This is a genomic window from Floccifex porci (assembly GCF_009696175.1).
Taxonomy (GTDB): domain Bacteria; phylum Bacillota_I; class Bacilli_A; order Erysipelotrichales; family Erysipelotrichaceae; genus Floccifex; species Floccifex porci.
In genome coordinates, this window is the sequence record NZ_VUMM01000023.1 from 1 (window position 1) to 22,247 (window position 22,247).

The window sequence follows — 22,247 nt, forward strand, 5'->3', positions numbered from 1 at the left end:
TCAAAGACCCGGTGGCGATAGCGAAGTGGAAACACCTGAAATCATTCCGAACTCAGAAGTTAAGCACTTCAGCGGCGAAAATAGTTGGGCCTGCCCCTGCGAACATAGCACGCTGCCGGATTTTTTTTATGCTTCCTTCTGGAAGTCTTTTTTTTTATTTATTTTTACCCTTTTTATAAAAATATGTTATAATCTTAATCAAATGAAAGGGTTTACAAGGTAAACGTAATATGACTAGAAAAGCTGGTTTTTTGTGCCCGCTATTTTCTGTACCCGGTAATCAGGGTATTGGTGATTTGGGACGTAAAACAGAAATAATGATTGACTACATTGCCCAGGCAGGATATTCCTTCTGGCAAATTTTACCGTTACAGGTAACTGGCAGTACCCACTCTCCCTATCAGACTTTATCAAGTTTTGCAGGAGATCCCATCTATATTAATTTAGACCGTTTAGCTGAAATGGACCTGATTGCACAAAGTTCTGTTGTGAATTGCAATAAATTTCGAAATTTTGTGGATTATGATGAAGTACGGAACTTTAAAGAAAACTATTTTCAAAGAGCCTTTCGTACATTTAAAAAGAATTTTTCCATTTATCATAATGAATACAATCAATTCTTAAAAGAAGCTTACTGGCTGGATGATTGGGCGATTTTTAAATTATTTAGAGATCTGCATGATGGATTGCCATGGATCGAATGGGATGAAGAATATAAAAATTATCCAGAATCAAAAGAAGTAGATCTTCATGATTATGAAGATGAATTGTTCTATATAAAATTTCTTCAGTTCATCTTTAATAAACAGCTTACAGACATTCGTGAATATGCTCATAAAAGACATATAAAAATTATGGGAGATGTACCATTTTATGTTGATTATGACAGTGCAGATGTATGGATGAATAAAGAAGATTTTTTACTGTATACAGACTGTACACCAAAATTTGTGGCAGGATGTCCTCCAGATTATTTCTCTGAAACGGGTCAAAGATGGGGAATGCCAATTTATGATTTTGAAAATCAGGAAAAAAATGGATTTAAATTCTGGTGTAAAAGAATGCACTGGACAAATCACTGTTACGACATGGTAAGAATCGATCATTTTAGAGCTTTTGATACATACTGGAAAATACCAGCCTCTTCTCCTACAGCTGTATATGGAGAATGGGTATTAGGACCAGCTCATAAACTGATTCAGGCTATATTGGATGCCGTTCCGGATATTGAACTGATTGCGGAAGATTTAGGGGATATACGTAAAGAAGTGATAGAGCTGGAAGAGGATTTTAATATTCCAGGAATGGATGTCATCTTATTTAGAATGAACCCAAAACAGTTAAAATCACAAACAAAGCAGAATGTGTGTATTTATACAGGGACACATGACAATGCCACAGTGAATCAGGAATACCAGGATTATTCTAAAAATAAACGAATTAATTTAAGACGTTTCTTTAAGAAAAATGGGTACGATCATCGTAATTTTAATGATCTGATCTGTCATTTTGTATTAGATTCCAATGCGGATATTGCCATACTTCCAATTTGGGATATTTGTGGATTCAAAAAGGAAGCACGAATTAATTTTCCTGGTACGATTTCCGATGAAAACTGGACATGGAAATTAAAAGATTATAAAGGATTTGAACAGGAAATGATGAAAACCAGAGAATGGATCGTTTCCAGTAATAGAGAGAACCAGCAATAGCTGGTTTTTTTTATTTTTATTAAACTTTTTGTTTAAAATATTGTATTTCTAAAATATTTATGTATAATGAATTTGCTTTATTAAACAATTTGTTTACTATTGTGAAACATTTCAGGAGGAATTATGGAGATTGGTAAAAAAATCAAAGAATTAAGATTAAGAAACAATCTGACCCTGGAAGAACTCGCGAGTCGTTCTGAATTGACGAAAGGCTTTTTGTCACAGGTTGAAAGAGATTTAACGAGTCCAAGCATTGCGACTTTAGAAGACATTCTGGAAGCACTAGGGACAGATTTGGCGCATTTCTTTTCGGAAGAAAAGAATGAGCAGGTGGTATTTCGTCAATCGGATTTTTTTGTGGATGAAAGGGAAGATTCTATTATTGAATGGATCGTACCCAATGCCCAAAAAAACAAAATGGAACCCATTATCTTAACTTTGCTTCCAAAAGAACAATCTTTTGAAATGACAAGTTTTGATGGGGAAGAATTTGGTTATGTATTAAGTGGAAGCGTTCAGCTGGTGATTGGGAAAAACATTTTTAAGATCAATAAAGGAGAAACCTTTTATTTGAATGGAAAAGAAACCCATTATTTGTATAACTATACAAATAAAAATACACGAATTTTATGGGTAACGACTCCACCCATGTTTTAGAGCGAGGTATGAAGATGGAAAAGAAGAAGATTATTGAATTTAAAAACATCACAAAGGATTTCGAAGGACAAGTTGTTTTAAAAGGAATCGATCTGGATATCTATGAAAATGAATTTGTCACATTATTAGGTCCAAGCGGATGTGGAAAAACCACTTTATTACGAATTTTAGGTGGATTTTTAGAACCAAGTGGTGGACAGGTTATTTTTGATGGACAGGATATTGCGAAATTGCCACCTTATAAAAGAGAATTGAATACCGTTTTTCAAAAATACGCTTTATTTCCTCATATGAATGTGTATGATAATATCGCTTTTGGTTTAAAAATAAAAAAGATGTCAAAAGATGTCATTGAGCAGAAAGTTATGAAGATGCTGAAGCTGATCGGACTGGAAGGCTATGAAAAGAAAAACGTGACTTTATTATCCGGTGGACAGCAGCAGCGTGTTGCCATTGCCAGAGCTTTGGTAAATGAACCAAATGTATTATTACTGGATGAACCATTAGGGGCCCTGGATCTGAAATTAAGAAAAGAAATGCAGTATGAATTAAAACGTATCCAGCAGGAAGTTGGAATTACTTTTATTTTTGTCACACATGATCAGGAAGAAGCTTTAACTATGTCCGATAAAATCGTTGTAATGAAAGAAGGAGAAATTCAGCAGGTTGGAACTCCAGAAGATATTTATAATGAACCAGTTAATGAATATGTGGCTCGCTTTATTGGGGAAAGCAATATTCTACCAGCTGTGATGTTAGAAGATAAAAAAGTTCGTTTTGATGATATTACTTTTGATTGTGTCGATGTTGGATTTAAGGAAAATGAAGCTGTGGATGTTATCATTCGCCCAGAAGACATTGATATTGTATCCATTGAAAAGGGAAAGATGACAGGAACGGTAGAAAGTGTTCTGTTTAAAGGAGTGCATTATGAAGTAATGGTCGAAACGGTTCCTGGAACGCATATTACTGTGAATATGCATGTACGTAAACACAATGAAGTGACAAGCAGTGACAACAGTGAAAAGATCAGTGCCAATGATTTCTATCTGGATATAGAAGATATGAAAGACATTGATGATAAAGAAATCATTGCTCGTGCCGATGCACAGGCATGGAATCCAGAAACAGACGAATATATTTCCATTAAAGTGGAAACCGATCTGAAAGAAGAACTGGGGGAATATTCGGTTACTTTCTCTACAGGAAAAACATCGATTACACGAAAAATCTGGGTCATTGATCAAAGAGTGGTGGAAAATAAGAAAGCCAATGAAGCCGTCAGTGCGTTTAACTTCTTTAAAACTGCGGATGAAATCAAAGAATCTATGGCATTGGATACCGATTTAAAATTATGGGCCAATGCACAGGGATGGAAACTGAATGATGAAAATCAGATTGTTGATTTAAGCGTAGACTATGATTTTGATGCGGAAAATATTAAAGAAGGAATTTATAAAGTAACTTTCTGGACAACAGGACGTGTCTTTAAAATTCATACAACAGATTTTGTGGAAGAAGGAAAAGAGGTCGGACTTACATTCTTCCCTGAAGATATTCATGTCATGGAGAAAATGGGATTCTAATGAAAAAGTTTTCTCAACTGGCATACCCTTATATTATCTGGAGCGTTCTTATGCTGCTTCTTCCGATGCTGCTGATTGGATTTTATTCACTGATCAAGCAGGGAAATGGCATAGTACCTTTTACAGTCACTTTAGAATACTATAGAAAATTCTTTACCGATAAAGATTTCCTTCTGGTTTTATTCCGTTCGGTTGTCATTGCGATCAAAACAACCATTATCTGTCTTTTAATTGGATATCCGGTAGCATTCTTTATTTCAAGATGCACGGAGAAAGTACAGAACGTTTTAATTTTATGCATTACCTTGCCTACATGGATCAATATGCTGGTACGTACATATGCATGGATTGGAATTCTGACAAAAGGTGGATTGATTTCAACGATACTGTCTTTTTTTGGATTTAAAGATGTGGAACTTTTATATACAGAAACCGCTGTACTGATTGGTATGGTTTATAACTTTTTACCTTTTATGATCTTACAGATCAATACATCGTTAAGTAAAATGGATAAATCTTTAATTGAAGCATCCAATGATCTGGGAGCCGATAAGAAACAGACATTCTTACGAGTGATCTTCCCTTTGTCTTTACCTGGAGTTGTCAGTGGAATCACACTGGTCTTTTTGCCAGCGGTAAGTTCTTTCTTCATTCCAAAATTACTGGGAGGAGGAGAATTCTTCCTGATTGGTAATGTGATCGAAAATCAGTTCATTACAGTAGGTGAATGGAATTTTGGTTCAGCCATTGCGATTATTATGGCTCTATTAATGATGTTTATGATGATGCTGGTTCGTAAACTGGAAGGGCGAAATGCCCAGAGGGAGGACTGACATGAATAAAGAAAAACGATTGTTTGGGAAAACCTTAATGGTTCTTGTGACAATTTTCTTCTATCTTCCCATAGTATTTATGATGATTTTTTCCTTTAATGAAGGAAAATCGCTAACTCATTTTTCAGGATTCTCTTTAAGATGGTATCAGACAATGCTGAAGAGCCATGATATGATGGAATCCTTATATGTCACAATAATTATCGCATTATTGGCAACATTGATTTCAACCATTATTGGAACCATTACGGCCATTGGCTTATCCAATTCTAAGAAAATTATTCGTAAAATTGTGACACAGATCAATGATTTTCCATTGATGAATCCGGATATTGTAACAGCTATTGGATTAATGCTTCTTTTTATCACATTTAAGATTGAAAAAGGATTTCTGACTATGCTTCTGGCACACATTGCCTTTTGTATTCCATATGTGATTTTAAGTATCAATCCCAAAATACGTTCACTGGATCCCAATTTAGCCGATGCGGCCATGGATTTAGGAGCCACTCCCACACAGGCTTTGACAAAAGTAATCATTCCACAAATCATGCCGGGAATTGTATCGGGAGCTTTAATTGCTTTTACGATGTCCTTTGATGATTTTATCATTTCTTATTTTGCCACAGGTAAAGGTGTTAAAAACTTAAGCATTATGGTTTATACGATGTCAAAACGTGTCAATCCAAGTATCAATGCGATTTCTACTTTAGTGGTAGTACTGATCACAACGGCACTATTGATATTAAACTTAATGCCTTTATATAGAGAAAAACATCCAAAGAAACCAGGTCACAATAAACGGATGACCATTGTATTTGCGGTAGTTGTATGCATTATTGGATCGTATGTATTCTTTAAAAACAATGTAGCGGAAAAACCATACTCTGGACAGACACTTCGCATTTATAACTGGGGTGAATATACAGGAGAAAATATCATTCAGGATTTTGAAGAAGAAACCGGTGCAAAAGTTGTGATGGATAACTTTGATTCCAATGAACAGATGTATATTAAAGTAGCCAATGGAGAAAGCTATGATATTTTGGTTCCAAGTGATTATATGATTGAACGATTGATTCAGGAAGATTTACTGATGAAACTGGATACAGAAAAAATTCAATCGGCATTGGATCTATATGTAGAAGATGTTTTAGATTTACCTTACGATCCAGGAAATCATTATTCCGTACCTTATTTCTGGGGAAGTGTAGGTATTGTATATGATACCAATAAAGTGTCTTTAGAAGAATTAGAAGAACAGGGATGGAATATTTTCCTGAATGAAAAATATAAAGGAGACATCTATCTATACGATTCGGAAAGAGATTCCTTTATGATGGCTTTAAAAGCTTTAGGATATTCAATGAATTCAGACAGTGAAACTGAAATACAGGAAGCTTATAAATGGCTGATTCAATGTGTACAGACAATGGAACCAGAAATTGTAACCGATGAAATCATTGACAATATGGCCCAGGCTCGTAAAGCTTTAGGTCTGATATATTCTGGAGATGCGACTTATATAATGTCAGAGAATGAAGACGTTGGTTATTTTGAACCTTTACAGGGAACCAATCTATGGTGTGATGCGATGGTTATTCCTAAAAATGCACAGAATGTAGAACTGGCTTATGAATTTATCAATTATGCAGCTCAATATGAAGGAGCTTATGACAATTCAAGTTATGTAGGATACAGTTCAAGCAATGAAGAAGTTTTAAATGAATTGGCAAATGGTGAATTTGAAGGAATCAATGCGTATTTACCGCGTTCTGGATATAAATACGATGAACAGTTCAAATACAACGAAGAAACAAAGAAAATTATTTCAGATTTATGGTCTCGTGTAAAAATTGTTGCTTCCAATTCATAAAAAAGAGGATTTATTCCTCTTTTTTCTATATAATAATATGGAATGCTTTAAAAAAAGGAAATGAATTATGAGTATATTAACCGTTGAAAATTTAAGCCATTCCTTTGCGGGAAGAGTTATATTTGAAGATGTCAGTTTTCGTTTATTAAAAGGAGAACACGTTGGTTTAGTAGGAGCCAATGGAGAAGGAAAAAGTACGTTTATGAACATTCTGACTTCTCATTTAGAACCAGAAAGTGGAAAAGTGATATGGTCTAAGAATGTAAAAGTAGGATATCTGGATCAGCATACAAAACTGGAAGAGGGAATGAGCATTTTAGATACTTTAAAACTGGCTTTTAAAGATTTATTTGAAATAGAAACATCCATTCAGAAAGATTATGAAACGATGATGGATGTAAGCGAAGAAAAAATGGATCATCTATTGGAAGATATTGGAATCCGACAGGAATATCTGGATCAGCATGATTTTTATTTAATTGATTCAAAAATTGAAGAAGTCAGTAATGCTTTAGGAATCAGTGAATATGGACTGTATAAAAAAGTAGATGAATTAAGTGGAGGACAAAGATCCAAAGTTTTACTGGGAAAATTATTACTGGAAAAACCAGATATTCTATTACTGGATGAACCAACCAATTATCTGGATAGTGAACACATAAACTGGCTGAAAAATTATTTATTGAATTATGACAATGCCTTTATTCTGGTCAGTCATGACATTCCGTTTTTAAATGATGTAGTCAATGTGATCTATCACGTTCAGGCTCCTTATCTGACAAGATATGCAGGAAATTATGATGAATTTAAACGGGTCTATGAAATTAAGCAGAAACAGCTGGAAGCGGCTTATCTTCGTCAGCAGCAGGAAATTGAAAAGATGGAAGATTTTATTGCTCGTAATAAAGCCAGAGTGGCAACTCGAGGAATGGCCAATTCTCGTAAGAAAAAATTAGATAAAATGGAGAGAATTGAATTACGGAAAGAAAAGCCAAAACCAGAATTTCATTTTATGATGGGAAAAACGCCTTCAAAATGGATTTTTGAAACAGAAGATATGGTTATAGGATACGATTCTCCTTTATCCAGACCCATGTCTATTCATTTAGAAAAAGGAAAGAAAATTGCGATTACAGGAGCCAATGGACTGGGTAAATCGACATTGATCAAAAGCTTATTAAAGAAAATAGAAATCATCGAAGGAAAGGTTCAAAATGGAGACAATCTTCAGATTGGATATTATCAGCAGGAAGAAAAAGCTCCTGCTTTATCCTGTATAGAAGATTTATGGAATACTTTTCCATCCTGGAGTCAGTATGAAATTCGAAGTGCACTTGCTAAGTGTGGATTGACCACCGATCAGATTGAAAGTCAGGTTTATGTATTATCAGGTGGAGAACAGGCAAAACTTCGTTTATGTAAACTGATGAATCAGCCATGTAATGTACTGGTACTGGATGAACCAACCAATCATTTGGATGTAGATGCCAAAGAGGAATTAAAAAAAGCTTTAATAGAATATAAAGGAACTCTCATTCTGGTTTGTCATGAAGTGGAATTTTATCAGGATCTGGTGGATGAGATATGGGATATGAAGGAGTACAGTTTAAATGGCTAAGAAAAGAAAAAGAAGAGTCAATCTGAAGCGTTTGATTCTGGTAATATCTATACCAGTACTGATTTTCATTTTACTGATTTCACAATGGAATCGATTTCGACTGATTTCAAAAGGATATAGTTTTTCCAATCAGAATATTATTTTAAAACAGGAAAAAGAAGAAAGACAATATTATTTAGAGAATGATAAAGTTGAAATCGATGGTTATGATTTATATGAAAATCAACATCATTATTATGATTATAATTTATATGAGAAACAGTCAAAAAAAGATAAAGAAAGTGTAGTTTCTTATATTGATTCTTTTTATGGATTAAAAGATTCATTACAGGAATTAGGATACGATATAGAAATCTGTAGAGATATGATGAAAATGTTTGATATTGAAGATTTTCGTATGATCATCAATCAGAACTATACGTATGAACAAGTGAAACCATATTATCAGATAAAAGGATTTATAGTAGAAGATCTGAAACAATATATAGAATCGAATTTAGAAGCGAAAGATGCGATTTTAAGTGTTTCGTATCCATTTATTGATTCATCCAATGAAATTATTAGAGAATACAATATAAATACAGAGAAGTATGATGTTTTAATTAAAAATGGATTTTATGTAGACAGTCAATATGAACCCGATGATTTAGTAGAAGTAAACATACCAACTGCTCAGGATTGTGAAAACAATCAGATGCGAGAAGAAGCAGCAAAGGCTTTAGAAACAATGGCTAAAGATGCGAAAAAAGAAAAATTATATATTTTAATTAAAAGCGCTTATCGTTCTTATTCAGACCAGCAGGCTGTATACGATTATTACTTTACGATATACGATCCCATTACCGCTGCCTCTTTGGTTGCCATACCTGGTTCCAGTGAACACCAGCTGGGATTGTCAGTGGATCTGACCAGTCAAAGTGTGGAAGATGGCCAGGATTTTGTGTTTGGGGACAGCGATGAATACCAGTGGGTAATCAAACACGCACATGAATATGGATTTATATTGCGTTACCCAGAAGATAAAACAGAACTGACAGGAACCGCCAATGAACCATGGCATTTTCGATATGTAGGAAAAGAAATTGCCACTGAAATCTATGAAAATGACTGGACACTGGAAGAATATATACTGGAACATGGATTCAGTTATACATTAAAAATTAAAGAATAGAGGGTAATTATGAACTATGAAGATGTATTAAACTTAAGTCGGCCTTTGATGGGAAAAGTCTGTAAATCATGCAGGATATGCGATGGAAAAGTGTGTTCCAATCAAATACCTGGACCTGGTGCAAAAGGTTCGGGAACGGTTGCGATAGAAAATTATAACGCGTGGAAAAAATATCGTTTGAATATGGATACGCTGGTGGAAAATAAAAAAGTGGATACTACTTTTGAAATTTTTGGGCAAACATTTGATCTTCCAGTTTTTGCCGGACCAGTAGGAGCAGTCAATAATCATTATGGAGATTGTTTCAATGATGTTTCTTATAATGAAATTCTGATTAAAGGATGTAAAGAAAATGGAATACTGGGATTTACTGGAGATGGAATCAATCCGAATATAATGGTGGAATCCTGTCGGATCATTAAAGAAAATAAAGGGATGGGGATTCCAACCATTAAACCATGGAACCAAGAAGAATATATGAAAAAACTGCAGTATGCCCTGGATTCCAATTCCATTGCCATCGCAATGGATATTGATGCATCGGGTCTTCCGTTTTTGAAAAATGCCAATGCGGGAAGAAAAACAGTCAGAGAATTAAAAGCTATTATTGATCAGACACCGGTTCCTTTTATCGTGAAAGGAATTATGAGTGTCAAAGGGGCTTTAAAAGCAAAAGAAGCAGGAGCTTATGCCATTGTGGTTTCCAATCATGGAGGAAGAGTACTGGATGGAACACCAGCAACTGCAGAAGTACTGGAAGAAATTGTGCAGGCTGTAAATGGAACGATGAAAGTACTGGTTGATGGTGGAATTCGTAATGGACAGGATGTATTTAAAGCTCTGGCATTAGGAGCGGATGGAGTACTGATCTGTCGTCCTTTTGTGAATATGATCTATGGTGCCAGAGAAGAAGGAATACAGGTTTTTGTGAATCGATTGAAAGAAGAATTAATCGATACAATGGAAATGTGTGGTGCTAATTGTTTAAAAGAAATCACCAGAGATATGATTCGCTAAGTATATGAATTAAGTGATAAAACGTGTTAATTATGAAACTTTCTTGACAGATAAAAAAAATATTTTTATATTATATTTTGGAAATTAAAGAAAGAGGATTTTATGCGTACTGTAAATGAAAAAGCCCGTCAGGCAAAAAAAATTGAAATGATGGAAAAATGCTTTGAGTGTTATGCGGAATATGGATTGACTGGTGTTGGAATGAAGACCGTTTCGGATTACATTGGATGTAATGTAGCCAGTTTATATCAGTATTTTGAAAATCAGGATGATTTGATTATTCAGGCCACTGAATATTGTATGAGTAAAGTGGAAGATGAATTCATGGCAAAAGCACCAACCGATGTAGAAGATTTATGGCGCTTTATTGAAGAAATTCCTTATTGGACAGCTAAAAATCATGGTAAGAAATACCGTCTGATGTATCAGATTTATACACAGCCCAAATATAGAGAATATGGACAGAAATTCTTTAAAGGGGTGGATGAACGATATACAGAATATGCCAAGTCACTGGAACCAAAATTAGGAATTCCTTATCAGAAAATCACTCCATTGATCTTTATATTGATTCGTGCCTGTGTTCACTATGCATTATTTGAAGATGAATTCTATTTAAAATCACAAATTGAAGTATTAAAAGAAGCATTACAGTTATTCATTGCCAAATACAATTCAAATAAATAAAAGACTCAAATTTAAATATTTGAGTCTTTTATTACATTAAAATATAATAAAATTACAAATAAAAAATTGAATTCTTCACAAGAATCCTATAAAATATAAATAAACATTTATAGTTGTATGGAGGAGAATATGAAGAAAAAAATACTAAGCATGATTTGTGCAATATGTACCATATTTGTACTTTTACCCGTTATAACATTTGCAGACACAACACCAAATATTTCAATTGAAGGAAACGATGTATATTGTAGAAATGCCTCTTATTCATTCAGTTTTGAAATACCTGAAGGAATTAAATCGTTTAGTGCAGGATATGAATTTGAATATATAGGAGTTGGAAACATTTCTTTAGAACAGAATGGAAATACTTATACAGCAATAGTAGATACTTCAAAAGCTACTGAAGATGAACAAAGTTTTAAAGTGTATGTATTTATGGAAACAGAGAATGGTCCTTTCCGTGTAGAAAAAACGATTGCATTAAAAGATCACAGTGGAGGAATTGCCACTTGTTCAACAAAAGCACACTGTGAAACATGTGGAAATGAATATGGAGAATACGATGAAGATACACATAACATTAAACATGTTAATGCGAAAGCTCCCACTTTATTCGAAGAAGGAAATATTGAATACTGGACTTGTACAGGATGTCATAAAATTTATTCAGATAAAGATGGAAAAAATGAAATTTCAGATGTAATGATCGATAAACTTCCACCAGAAATCATTAAAGGGAATGGACAGGTTGTAAAAGTGGGTAATAAAAAAGCATTATCCTTTACTTCCAGTGCAGATTTTAATGAATTCAAATATGTAATAGTAGATGAAGAAGAATTGGGATTAGACGACTATACAGTTCGACAAGGAAGTACAATTGTTACATTGAATGCAGATTATGTATCTACTTTAGCTTTAGGAAAACATACAATTACCATTGGTTCAGAAAGAGGAGAAGCTTCTGCTGAATTTGAAGTAAGCGAATTTGAACCAATAAATGAAGATGAAGCGGAAGAAGAAACAAAGAAAGAAGACAAGAAAACAGAAACCAATACAAGTGTTATTGGAAATGCAGGGCTATGGATGTCTTTAATGTTCACAAGTCTGGATGCGATGGGAATTGGACTTGTCTTAAATAAAAAGAGAAAAAATAAATAATGAATTTATACTCCTGTCAGAATAAATCTGACAGGAGTTTTTTTTAATATAAACATGAAATCTGATTTTCATTACTTTACATAAATAATTACTTGAAGCAATCCATCAAATTTCATAAAATATAAATGTATATTCAGTTATTGAAAAACTCATAATAAATCTATTAGAAACGGAGAAGATAATATGAAGAAGAGATTATTAAGCATGATCTGTGCAATATGTACCATATTCATGTTGTTTCCTACAGTGATATTTGCTGAAGGGGACAAATATGATCTATGGCAGGTAGGAGATAAGATTTACTATGCTGAGTCGGGTAAACATACTGACTTTAATCTGGCGGGTGAGTATGAATTGTCTGCAAATTTATCTAATAGTGGCACCTATATTTTACAAACAGACATCGATTTAACAAAGGCAGGTTATTATATAACCATTAATAAAAACATCACACTTGACCTGAACGGCAAGACTGTAAATGGATATAATGATGAAATTTCTTTTATTATTCGAGGAAATATTAATGAAAGTTCAGACTTTACTATTCGGGACAGTAGTAATGGTAGTGGATTTATTACAGGCGGATATGTGCATATATATGATGGTTCTTCGCTCAAACTCTTAAGTGGTACAATAGCCAAAATTGTTAACTTCGGAACGTTTTATGCGGATGGAGGGACTATAACAGAAGAATTAAATAATGTTGTACGTGGAACAATTGATAAACACTCCGATGCTGCAGGTACCAAAATAAAAGGTAAAACATATAACAACGGTATTATTGATAATGGTGTGTTCTATGGAGAGGTGATTAACAGTGGCATTATAAAAAAAGGTGTTTTCTGGGCAGGCATTAATAGTGGCGGATCCGTTAATAGTCCGATGGGATCCGTTAATAGTCCGATTTACGATGTTTCATTTTATGATGGAAATGATAAAATAATTTATTCACAGCGTTTGGTCAATATCAATCAGGCACTTGAACCTGAAAAGCCGACAAAAGATGGCTATGAATTTGAAGGATGGTATAAAGAAGATGGTACCAAATATGATTTCAATCTAACAGTTACGGATGACATTACGCTTGAAGCAAAATGGAATCCTTCTAAATATGATGTCTTTTTGAATACAAACGGTGGAACTATTAACAGTGGAAATATTACAGAATACATCTATGGTCAGGGAGCAACATTACCAACAGATGTGACAAGACTGGGTTACACTTTTGAAGGATGGTATGATGACGAATCGTTTTCCGGTTCTCCTGTTACTGAAATATCAAAAACAGATACGGGAATCAAAAAATACTGGGCTAAGTGGGATGCAAAGACATACACGGTGAAGTTTGATACAGATGGTGGTAGCAGTATAAGTGAAAAAACAGGTGTTAAATGGACGGATACAGTGCTTGACGGTATTACTGCTCCAACAAAGGACGGTTGGGAATTTATCGGCTGGAAATGCGGGGATAAGACCGTAAACGCAAACACCAAATATTCCGAACTTGCGGCGAATGATACGATTACAAGCGTTACACTTGTTGCCCAGTGGAAGGATATTACTGCTCCGACAGGCGAAATCAGCATCGGCACAAATAAATGGAGTGAATTTCTCAACAATATTACCTTCGGTCTGTTATTTAAGGATACGCAGACGGTAACAATTACTGCAAGCGACAACAGCGGTGAAGATGTTACAATCGAATATCTTTTAAGCAATGAGGCGCTTAATGAAACGGAGCTTGCAAGTGCAACCTTTACCTCATATACCGAAGCTTTTAATATCAATCCAGATAACAAGTATGTTGTCTATGCAAAGCTTACCGACACAAGCGGCAATGTGACATATTTGAGTTCAGATGGCATTGTACTTGATGCTACTGGTCCTGTTATTTCTGGTATAGAAAATGGTAAGACATATTGTAAGGCACAGATCGTAACTATTGCGGAAGAAAATATTGAAAGTGTGAAAGTAAACGGCACAGCAGTTACACTCGATGAAAATAATCAATTTACACTAAATCCTGCAGAGGGGACACAGACAATCGTTGTAACCGACAAGGCAGGCAATGTATCCGCTGAAATGACTGTAACAGTCAATGATGGACACACTGGTGGTGAAGCTACCTGTACAAAAAAAGCTGAATGTGACATTTGTGGCGAAGAATATGGAGAATTGGATTTAGATAATCATAATCTGAAACATACTGTGGCAAAAGAAGCTACGGCTTCTGAGACAGGAAATATTGAAAATTGGCAGTGTATAGATTGTGAAAAATATTTCTTGGATGAAGAAGGAACAAAAGAAATTCAATTTGAAGATACAATTATTTCTAAAAAAGCGCCTGAAATCATTAAAGGAAAAGGACAGAGTGTAAATCAGGGAGAAAAGAAAGAACTGTCTTTTACTTCCAATGCTTCTTATGATGATTTTAAATATGTAAAATTAGATGGAAATGAATTGGATCCTAAGAATTATACAGTAAAAGAAGGAAGTACAATTGTCACATTGAATAAAGAATTTGTTTCCACATTAAAGGCTGGTAAACATATCCTTACCATTGTTTCTGAAACAGGAGAAGCTTCGGTTGAATTTATCGTGAATAAAACATCGACGGCTAAACCTTCTAAGAATACAACCAATACCGGATTGGTTTCCAATATTGGTCTATGGATGTCTTTAATGTTCACAAGTCTGGATGCGATGTGTATTGGTTTGATCTGTAGAAAAAGAAAAATGAAATAATTAATAAATGAGCTGAATACTTAGTATTCGGCTTTTTTATAGTCATATTTCTTTACTAATACCCTATAGGGGTATATAATGCTTTTGGGAGGAAAGAATATGACTTGTGATCGTTGCAAAGAAAAACCAAGAAAAGATATACAGAATTTAAAGAATCGAATTCATCGGATTCAGGGTCAATTAAATGGTGTTGAAAAGATGATTGATGAAAATCGATATTGTGGAGATGTTTTGATTCAGATTTCTGCTATTGAAAAAGCTTTACAGAGTTTAGGCTATCTTGTATTACAGGAACATTTAGAGACGTGTGTCAGTGATGATGTGGTAGCTGGAAATCGAAATATGGATGAAGTAATGGATTTAATTAAGAGGTTAAAATAATGGATTTTATTGTAAAGGGAATGAGTTGTGCATCTTGTCAGGCTCATGTTGAAAAAGCGGTTTCTTCAATTGATGGGGTTAGCTCCTGTACAGTTTCTTTATTGACCAATTCGATGAAAGTAGAAGGAAATGTTTCTTCAAATGTGATCATAGAAGCAGTTTCAAAGGCGGGTTATAGTGCTTATGTTCAAGGTTCAAAAGAAGAAATTAAGGTGGATGATTCAAAGAATCTGAAAATGAAATTAATGGTTTCTATTCTTTTATTGTTTCTTTTAATGTATATATCTATGGGACATACTATGTTTCATTTACCGGTTCCTTCATTTATGAATAATGTTTTGATTCTTGCCATTTTACAGATGCTTTTGACAATCTGTATTATGATACTGAATCAGAAGTTTTTTATCAATGGAATAAAAGGAATCTTAAATCATTCGATGAATATGGATACTTTAGTTTCTTTAGGTTCTTTTTCCAGTTTTATTTATAGTCTTTATCTTGTCTTTAAGATGTGTACTTTGGATACTATGGACGCTATGTCCATTCTACATGGTTTATATTTTGAATCAGCCAGTATGATACTGGTACTGATCAGTGTAGGAAAATTACTGGAAGAGCGTTCAAAAGGAAAAACGACCAATGCGATACAGTCTTTAATGAATTTAAAACCAAAAACAGCCATTAAAAAAATAAACAATGAAGAAGTAATTGTAGATATTGATCAGATTCAGATTGGAGACATTTTTATCTGTAAACCAGGCTCTCAGATTCCGGTGGATGGAATTGTGACTAGTGGAAACAGTGCGGTAGATGAATCTTCTTTAACAGGAGAAAGTCTACCAGTGGATAAAGAACCAGGTTCGAAAGTATACGCAGCTACATTAAATCAAACAGGCTATATAGAATGCCAGGCAACCAGAGTGGGAAAGGATACCACTTTATCACAGATCATTCAGATGGTTCAGGATGCCAGTGCATCAAAAGCACCCATCGCAAAAGTGGCCGATAAGGTCTCTTCTGTTTTTGTTCCCATTGTGATTGGTTTAGCTCTTCTGACTTTATTTGGTTGGTTATTTGCTGGAAGATCTTTTGGCTTTTCTTTAGAAAGAGCCATCTGTGTTCTGGTGATTTCCTGTCCATGTTCTTTAGGATTAGCCACTCCTGTAGCAATTATGGTTGGAAATGGAATGGGAGCTAAAAATGGAATTCTGTTTAAAAATTCAACAGCTTTAGAACAGACTGGAAAAATGAATATTGTTGCTTTAGATAAAACAGGAACGATTACCAAAGGACATCCAGTTGTCAGTGAAATTCATCCTGTAAATGGATACAGTCAAAAGGAATTGCTGACTTATGCGTGTTCACTGGAATCTTATAGTGAACATCCTTTGGCTTATGCGATTTTAGAAAAAGGAAAAGAATTTGATATTCAAATAAAAGAGACTCAGGATTTTATGTCCATTACAGGAAATGGAATTCAGGGAAAGATTGAAAATTCTTTATTTATGGCAGGAAGTGTTTCTTTTATTCAGAAATATGTAGATATAGATATCAATTTTGATTCTGTGTCCAGACAGGGAAAGACGCCCGTTTTATTTCTAAAAGATAATAAATTAATGGGATATATTTCTATAGAAGATGAAATGAAAGAAGATGCGATTAAAGCCATTGAACATCTTCATGAGCTGAACTGTAAAGTGGTAATGTTGACTGGGGATAATGAATTGACTGCCAATGCCATTGGTCAGAAAGCAGGTGTGGATTCCATTTATGCACAACTTCTTCCTCAGGATAAAGAAACCATAGTTCAGATGCTTCAAAAAGAAGGAAAGGTATTAATGGTTGGAGATGGAATCAATGATGCACCCGCTTTAACTCGGGCAAATATCGGTATGGCAATGGGACAGGGAGTGGATGTAGCCATTGATGCAGCGGATGTGGTCTGTATGCATCCAAAACTGGAAGATGTCTGTGCCAGCATTCGTTTATCAAAAATGACATTAAAAAACATTTATGAAAATTTATTCTGGGCTTTTATTTATAATATTTTAGGGATCCCTCTTGCGATGGGATTGTTTGGATGGAATTTAAATCCAATGATTGCGGCTGGAATGATGAGTGTATCCAGTTTATGTGTGGTATCCAATGCACTTCGTTTAAATACGAAAAAATTATATAAGGAGGAAAAAAGAATGAACAAAACAATTAAAATCAATGGAATGATGTGTCCACATTGTCAGTCTATGGTACAAAAGACTTTAGAAAAGATTGATGGGGTTACACAGGCAGATGTATCTTTTAAAACAGGGGAAGCAAAAATCACACTTTCAAAAGAAGTATCTGATGAAATTTTAAAAAGTGCAATTGAACAGAAAGATTATGAGGTTGTTTCAATTCGCTAAAATTATGTTATAGTGATTGTATGATTTCACAATATACAAAACAGGGATATCATGGCATCAATCAGGATGCCTGTGGATTTTTAGAATACGATGGGAAAGTCATTATGGCCATTGCCGATGGACATGGACATTATCTACATTTTCGATCGGATATTGGTTCATATCTGGCGGTTGAAAGTTTTATTGACTGTTTTAAAGAAACAACGAGTCAGAAAGAAGATCTGATTCAAAGAGAAAAACGGGTTCAAAAAATATGGGTAAAAAAAGTAAACCAGTATCATAAAGAACATTTTGTTTCTTCTTTTGAATGGGCCCGAGCCAGAAAATATGCACAGGCTTATATTGATGAAAAAATACCTTTGGAAATTGCCTATGGTTCTACTTTATTAGGAGCGATTCATTTCAAAGAAGAAAATAAACTATTTTTATTTCGTATTGGGGATGGTGAAATGATCAGAATTTCATTGTTTCATCAGGAAGAACTGTTAAAGAAGAATGATTATGGAGATGAAAACATTACCGAATCCATTTGTGAAGTTCCTGTTAAAATAAAAGACAATCTGAATCTTCCTTCTTTTGAAAAAGGATTAAAATCAAGAGATGTTTTATTATTATCAAGTGATGGACTGTCTAAATTTAAAAATAAAAAAGAAATCATATTTAAACTAAGAAAGGACATAAACAAATTAGAATCGTATCTGTCTACATTGGATAATACGGATGATTTGAGTGTAATTGTATATAGATTATGAAACAGCTGATAGTATTTAGTGATGCACATGGAAGAAGAGATATATTTCCTTATTTAGAAGAAATGTATCCAGATTCTCCTAAAATTTATTTAGGAGATTGTCAAATGACAAGATCAGAAGTTGAAAAATATGGAGATCAGTTTGTATTTGTATTAGGAAATTGTGATTACAATTATCATTTAAAACCTAAAACATATGATGGACTTCATATTGAATACCGAAGTTCAAATGATTTGACTCCAGAAGAAATTGTATTTCAATACCAGGGACTTACCTTTATTGCCTGTCATGGACATCATTTGTATGAAGATGATTTTCTCTATTTAAAGGCATGGAAAGCCGATTGTTTATTGCAGGGACATACCCATGTATTTAAAGTAAAACAGAAAGAAGGAAGATATTCCATTAATCCTGGATCGTGCAATCCATATAAAGTAAGAGAAATGGAAATCGAAGGATGGAAAAGAAAACCATCCAGTTATTGTGTCATTCAAATGGAATATGGGAAAATTTTAGATGTACTTCGTATTTCATGCGATGAATTGTGAATACGTTTACATATTTATTGATTTAATATTTTAGTGTGATAAAATACGGTTAGTGTTTAAAATCAGGAGGAATATTAAATGAATTTAAAAGAAAAATATGGTGAATGGGGTATTATCCTTGGAGCCACAGAAGGGGTAGGAAAAGCGTTTGCGGAAAAAATCGCAAAAGAAGGAATGAATGTTGTTCTGGTTGGACGTCGTGAAGAAAAATTAAAAGATTTAGGAAAATCCATTGAAGAACAATATGGAGTTCAGACAAAAGTAATTCGTGCAGACTTTGCTCAGGATGATTGTACAGACAAGATCTTTGAAGAAACAAAAGATCTGGATATGGGATTCATGAGTTATGTTGCCTGCTTCCATACTTTTGGAAAATTACAGGATACACCTTGGGAAAAACATCAACAAATGATCAATGTAAACGTAGTAACATTCTTAAAATGTTTCTATCATTATTTACAGATTTTCACAAAACAGGATCGTGGAGCCATTATCAATATCTCATCTTTAACAGGATGGTCTTCTTCTCCATGGAATGCACAATATGGAGCTGGTAAATCTTATATTCTGAAATTAACAGAAGCCGTTGCCTGTGAATGTGAAAATACAAATGTAGATGTAGAAGTCATCACTTTAGGAACAACCATTACACCAAGCTTATTAAGCAATTTACCTGGTGGACCAGCTGGAGAAGCCGTGATGAAAGCAGCTATGGCTCCAGAAGCGGTTGCGGACGAAGCTTTTGAAAACTTAGGAAAGAATTTATCCGTTATCGCAGGAGAGCACAATCGTAAAAATCTGGATAACTGGAGACAGAATCATACAGAAGACGAATACATTCGTTATATGGGTTCTTTCTATTCTGATAAATAAAATACAGTTTATAATCCCATCGATGAAAAGATGGGATTTTTCTTGTTTCCATTTTAAAAGTAGAGTATATTTCTATGTATGAGAATTGAACAACAATATAAAGAATATATAAAATCACATTGGCTAGAAACAAAAGAAAGTGCTTTAAGAATTACAGATCGTATTCAAAACAGTGAATTGAATGCAGGGGGAAACAATTACACTAGAACGTTACAGATCCCTAAATTTTTTACCAGAAATGATTATTTAAGGTTTAAATGTATTGTAGAAAAAACATATACGATTTTTGAAAAAGTGATAAAAGCGTATCGAAACGATTCTTCTATCCGTTCTTTATTTCCTTTTTCAAAAGAACTGGAAGAATTGATTCTATTAGAACCAGATTATGATACAAGCATTCCTATCTGTCGTATTGATATATTTTATGATGAAATGACCAAAGACTTTTATTTTTGTGAATTTAATACCGATGGAACCAGTGCGATGAATGAAAATCATAAATTAAATGAATTTCTATCTTTAAATAATGTATTTATGAATAATAAACCTGAATATGAAATTATGGAACTGATTCAATCTTGGATCGATGCGTTTCTTTTAAATTGTAAGCATCGTAAAGATATACATGTAGGAATTGTTGATTTTTTAGAGAATGCCTATTTAAGTGAATTGTATGTATTTGAAAAAGAATTTCAGAAAAGAGGAATTTCCTGTGAAGTCATTGATATTCGAAAATTAAAATATGATGGAAATCAGTTGATTTCGAAAAAGACGAATAAAAGAATTGATGTGATCTATCGAAGAGCGGTTACTAAAGATATTATGGATCATTTAGAATCAGTTCATGATTTTTATCAGGCTGTACTGGATAAAAAAGTAATACTGATTGGAGCTTTTCAGACACAGCTAGTTCATCATAAATGCATTAATCAGGTTTTAATGAATGAGAAAATGCAGGCTTATTTTTCAAAAGAAGAAATAAAGTTTTTAGAAGATCATCTTCCTAAAACTTACGATCTGACAGAAGAAGTCGGTATGCAGATTCACAATCAGAAAGATCAATGGATCTTAAAACCAAAAGATTCCTATGCTTCCAAAGGAGTATGGGCAGGCATTGACTTAAGCCAGGAGGAATGGGAAAAAGTTCTTTATGATTCCATAAATCTTGATTATATTGCCCAGCAGTATATAACACCTTATAAAAGTGAAAATATTGATCCGGTAAATTATGATATATTTAAAATGTATTCAAATTTAACAGGATTGTATGTATACAATGGTCAGTTTTCAGGTGTCTATTCTCGTTTGAGTGATTCTGGCATTATTTCTACTCAATACAATGAGAAAACCATACCGACATTATTTTTAAAATAAAAGAACTGAATTTTCAGTTCTATTTTTATTTGGCAATTTCAATACGTTTTATACCTTCGCATAGTTTTCTTTGTTCATTGGAGATAGGATTGGTAATCAGAACATCATAATCGGAAAATCTGGCAAAAGTATACGTTCCCTGTTTTGAAAATTTAGTAGAGTCACACAATAATATTTTCTGCTTGGATTTTGTGAGAACTTGTTGTTTGATTAAAACTTCTTCTAAAGAAAACGTAGTTGGACCTCCAGTCTGATAAAAACCATCGCATCCCATAAATGCGGTATCAATCTGTATTTTCTCTAAAGTCTGTAAGGCAAAGACCCCTATCATAGACATTCCTTTCTTTTGAAGTTTTCCACCCAGAAACAACAGTTCATGTTTGGTTTGGGAAACCATCTGAGCAATGGCCAGTGAATTGGTAACAATGGTCAGATTCTTTTTTAAAGGCAGATATTTACATAAAGCCAAAGTGGTACTTCCGGGATCTAAAAAGACAATGGAATGATCCTGAATATAGTCTAAAGCTTTTTTCGCAATATTCTGTTTCAGCTGGCTGTTTTCTCCAATTTTAATATCTAAGGGAAGCTGGTTATAATCCTGATTGATTTCCGCAATCCCATGTTTTTTAGAAATCAGCTGCTGCTGTTCTAGAATTGAAATATCTTTTCGTATGGTTTCTGAACTGACCTGAAACTGATGAGTCAGGTCTGTAATCCTTACACTGTTTTCATTTAATATTTTCTGATAGATTTCTTCTCTTCTCTGTTTTGTGTTTCTTGGCATTTTATCTCCTTTATCTTTGAAAAAGTTTGATTTATGTTTCAATACCAACATTTTAACATTGTATTTATTATAA

18 protein-coding genes and 1 rRNA gene are annotated in these 22,247 nt (G+C 33.9%); 18 read left to right on the forward strand and 1 reads right to left on the reverse strand.

The features are described from left to right. Positions 1-7: 7 nt before the first annotated feature. The 18 genes from rrf to FYJ50_RS08955 all read left to right on the forward strand — a co-directional run bounded on the left by rrf (position 8) and on the right by FYJ50_RS08955 (position 21,390). Positions 8-121, forward strand: a 5S ribosomal RNA gene (gene rrf / locus FYJ50_RS08870). A gap of 109 nt (positions 122-230) precedes the next feature. Beyond that, positions 231-1,712: a 4-alpha-glucanotransferase gene (gene malQ, locus FYJ50_RS08875; protein ID WP_154461153.1), complete on the forward strand. Its 1,482-nt coding sequence runs from the start codon at positions 231-233 to the stop codon at positions 1,710-1,712. A gap of 123 nt (positions 1,713-1,835) precedes the next feature. Further along, entirely contained in the window at positions 1,836-2,369 is a 534-nt protein-coding gene (locus tag FYJ50_RS08880) for a helix-turn-helix domain-containing protein (protein ID WP_154461154.1), read from the forward strand. Positions 2,370-2,383: 14 nt separating this feature from the next. Next, a complete protein-coding gene (locus FYJ50_RS08885; protein ID WP_154461155.1) occupies positions 2,384-3,955 on the forward strand; it encodes an ABC transporter ATP-binding protein in 1,572 nt (523 codons plus the stop codon). After that, entirely contained in the window at positions 3,955-4,788 is an 834-nt protein-coding gene (locus FYJ50_RS08890) for an ABC transporter permease (RefSeq protein WP_154461156.1), read from the forward strand. The genes FYJ50_RS08885 and FYJ50_RS08890 overlap by 1 nt, the downstream gene beginning before the upstream one ends. A gap of 1 nt (position 4,789) precedes the next feature. Beyond that, positions 4,790-6,664 carry an extracellular solute-binding protein gene (locus tag FYJ50_RS08895; RefSeq protein WP_154461158.1) on the forward strand — a complete coding sequence of 625 codons (1,875 nt, stop codon included), beginning with the start codon at positions 4,790-4,792 and terminating at the stop codon, positions 6,662-6,664. A gap of 67 nt (positions 6,665-6,731) precedes the next feature. Next, positions 6,732-8,282 carry an ABC-F family ATP-binding cassette domain-containing protein gene (locus tag FYJ50_RS08900; RefSeq protein WP_154461160.1) on the forward strand — a complete coding sequence of 517 codons (1,551 nt, stop codon included), beginning with the start codon at positions 6,732-6,734 and terminating at the stop codon, positions 8,280-8,282. Next, complete coding sequence (locus tag FYJ50_RS08905) at positions 8,275-9,453, forward strand: M15 family metallopeptidase (protein WP_154461162.1); 1,179 nt, start codon at positions 8,275-8,277, stop codon at positions 9,451-9,453. The genes FYJ50_RS08900 and FYJ50_RS08905 overlap by 8 nt, the downstream gene beginning before the upstream one ends. Positions 9,454-9,462: 9 nt before the next feature. Continuing rightward, complete coding sequence (locus FYJ50_RS08910; RefSeq protein ID WP_154461164.1) at positions 9,463-10,470, forward strand: alpha-hydroxy-acid oxidizing protein; 1,008 nt, start codon at positions 9,463-9,465, stop codon at positions 10,468-10,470. 102 nt (positions 10,471-10,572) lie between these two features. Next, a complete protein-coding gene (locus tag FYJ50_RS08915) occupies positions 10,573-11,157 on the forward strand; it encodes a TetR/AcrR family transcriptional regulator (protein ID WP_154461166.1) in 585 nt (194 codons plus the stop codon). A gap of 129 nt (positions 11,158-11,286) precedes the next feature. Next, positions 11,287-12,315 (forward strand): hypothetical protein, encoded by a 1,029-nt coding sequence (locus tag FYJ50_RS08920; RefSeq protein ID WP_154461168.1) that lies wholly within the window; start codon positions 11,287-11,289, stop codon positions 12,313-12,315. Between the two features lie 183 nt (positions 12,316-12,498). Further along, positions 12,499-15,060, forward strand: a complete 2,562-nt coding sequence (locus FYJ50_RS08925) for an InlB B-repeat-containing protein (protein ID WP_154461170.1) — start codon at positions 12,499-12,501, stop codon at positions 15,058-15,060. A 99-nt stretch (positions 15,061-15,159) separates the two neighbouring features. Beyond that, positions 15,160-15,441: a metal-sensing transcriptional repressor gene (locus FYJ50_RS08930; protein ID WP_154461172.1), complete on the forward strand. Its 282-nt coding sequence runs from the start codon at positions 15,160-15,162 to the stop codon at positions 15,439-15,441. Beyond that, the gene (locus FYJ50_RS08935) at positions 15,441-17,843 is read left to right on the forward strand and encodes a heavy metal translocating P-type ATPase (protein ID WP_154461174.1); all 2,403 of its coding nucleotides are present in this window, start codon (positions 15,441-15,443) and stop codon (positions 17,841-17,843) included. Before FYJ50_RS08930 ends, FYJ50_RS08935 begins: the two co-directional genes overlap by 1 nt. A gap of 20 nt (positions 17,844-17,863) precedes the next feature. Continuing rightward, on the forward strand, positions 17,864-18,595 hold the full coding sequence (locus FYJ50_RS08940) for a protein phosphatase 2C domain-containing protein (RefSeq protein ID WP_154461176.1): 732 nt from the start codon (positions 17,864-17,866) through the stop codon (positions 18,593-18,595). Beyond that, complete coding sequence (locus tag FYJ50_RS08945; RefSeq protein WP_154461178.1) at positions 18,592-19,143, forward strand: YfcE family phosphodiesterase; 552 nt, start codon at positions 18,592-18,594, stop codon at positions 19,141-19,143. The genes FYJ50_RS08940 and FYJ50_RS08945 overlap by 4 nt, the downstream gene beginning before the upstream one ends. 78 nt (positions 19,144-19,221) lie before the next feature. After that, positions 19,222-20,016: a 7beta-hydroxysteroid dehydrogenase gene (locus FYJ50_RS08950; RefSeq protein WP_154461180.1), complete on the forward strand. Its 795-nt coding sequence runs from the start codon at positions 19,222-19,224 to the stop codon at positions 20,014-20,016. Positions 20,017-20,094: 78 nt separating this feature from the next. Then, positions 20,095-21,390, forward strand: a complete 1,296-nt coding sequence (locus FYJ50_RS08955; RefSeq protein ID WP_154461182.1) for a hypothetical protein — start codon at positions 20,095-20,097, stop codon at positions 21,388-21,390. Between the two features lie 25 nt (positions 21,391-21,415). Here FYJ50_RS08955 and FYJ50_RS08960 read toward each other — a convergent pair whose 3' ends face one another. After that, positions 21,416-22,174 carry a DeoR/GlpR family DNA-binding transcription regulator gene (locus FYJ50_RS08960; protein WP_154461184.1) on the reverse strand — a complete coding sequence of 253 codons (759 nt, stop codon included), beginning with the start codon at positions 22,172-22,174 and terminating at the stop codon, positions 21,416-21,418. Positions 22,175-22,247 lie beyond the last annotated feature (73 nt).